The following is a 1,430-nucleotide window of genomic DNA, read 5'->3' on the forward strand; positions in this document are numbered from 1 at the left end:
GTCCAGGAAGGGCTGAACAATGCCTATCACCACGGGCTAGGCAAGGATCAGGCGGTGAGTGCCGGGATGAAAGGTGGCAGGCTTTTTGTCGAAGTGTCGGACCGCGGGCCGGGTTTCGATCCGACGGCACGGGTCGAGGGCCTCGGGCTCGCCGGCCTCAGGGAACGGGTCGAAAGCATTGGCGGACAGTTCGAAACCTTGACCGGGCCGCAAGGTACGCGTTTGGTGATCCGTCTGTCGGTCGAGGAGCAAGCATGACTGGGACCATTCGCATTGCCATTGTCGACGATCATCCCCTCTTTCGCGAAGGTGTGACGCGCAGCCTGTCGGAGATCGGAGGCTTCGAGATGGTTGGCGAGGGCGCCACGGCGCAGGATGCCGAACGCCTCGCCGCGACGATGCGGCCCGACATCTTGCTGCTCGACATCTCGATGCCGGGCGGCGGGCTGAGCGCGGTCGCAAGCATCCTCGCCAACCATCCCGCCCAGAAGATCGTCATGCTGACCGTCTCGGAGGCCAATGCCGATGTGACCAAGGCGCTGAACGCAGGGGTGAATGGCTATGTCCTCAAAGGCGTCGGATCGCGCGGCCTCGCCGACATCCTGCGCAATGTCGCAGCCGGCGAAAGCTATCTCTCGCCGACACTATCGGCCCGGCTGCTTTCGGATCTCCAGTCCCAGCAGCCGACCGACGGCTTGGCGGAACGGCTGCGGCAGCTCACCGATCGGCAAACGGAAATCCTGCGGCTGGTGGCGGAGGGGCTGAGCAACAAGGAAGTCGCCTTGCGGCTTGAGTTGCAGGAGAAGACCGTCAAACATCACATGACCGGAGTGCTGTCGAAGCTCAATGTGCGAAATCGCACCGAAGCGGCCTTGATGATGCGTGAGTGGCGCGACCGCGACAGGCCTTCCTAAAGCATTTCACCGTTTCACGGAAACGGCGAGCTGCTCTAACTCTGTGACGCAATTCCCAAGGGAACGGGAAAACCGCTTCACACTTTTTCTAGAATTGCTCTGGGCAGGTCCGAAGAAATGCGCAGCGGTTTCCCGTCCCGGATTGCGCAAAAGCGCGTCGCGCCTCGGGACCGCAGCCATTGCGGTGCCGAAAACCGGGACGACGCCGGCCGGAAACGAGGTCACCTCCGCCGGGGGGCGGCGGAGGTGACGTGCAAAGCTGACCGTTGCCTGTTGGCCAGCTTCACAAGGCCTTGAGACGATTGGCATCGGCCGGCGTGGCCTGGCGGTCGATGATCGTGCGACCGAGAGCGTCCTTCATGCTGAAACGACCGTTCTCGAGCTTTTCCGTTATGCCGTCGGGATGCCTGACTGTGATCTTGTTGCCGGTCACGTCGACCTTGTCACCGGTCTTTGCATTGACATGGCTCCCGCTCTTACCCTGACTGGATCCTGATTTGCCGTTGTTGCCACTGT

Annotated in this window: 2 protein-coding genes and 1 pseudogene; 2 read left to right on the forward strand and 1 reads right to left on the reverse strand. The window is 62.0% G+C overall.

Going from position 1 to position 1,430, the window contains the following annotated elements; translation table 11 throughout:
* Both ENZ75_RS31730 and ENZ75_RS31735 read left to right on the forward strand, forming a co-directional pair.
* Window positions 1-258 (forward strand): ATP-binding protein (locus ENZ75_RS31730; protein WP_348630647.1); only part of this gene is annotated, 258 nt, incomplete at its 5' end.
* Window positions 255-914, forward strand: a complete 660-nt coding sequence (locus ENZ75_RS31735; protein ID WP_013528674.1) for a response regulator transcription factor — start codon at window positions 255-257, stop codon at window positions 912-914. The genes ENZ75_RS31730 and ENZ75_RS31735, both read left to right, overlap by 4 nt.
* Window positions 915-1,197: 283 nt before the next feature.
* Here ENZ75_RS31735 and ENZ75_RS31740 read toward each other — a convergent pair.
* A pseudogene (locus ENZ75_RS31740) lies at window positions 1,198-1,430 on the reverse strand (hypothetical protein); the annotation flags it as partial.

It is taken from the genome of Mesorhizobium sp. M7A.F.Ca.CA.002.04.1.1 (assembly GCF_004022805.1).
GTDB classification, from domain to species: Bacteria; Pseudomonadota; Alphaproteobacteria; order Rhizobiales; family Rhizobiaceae; genus Mesorhizobium; species Mesorhizobium ciceri.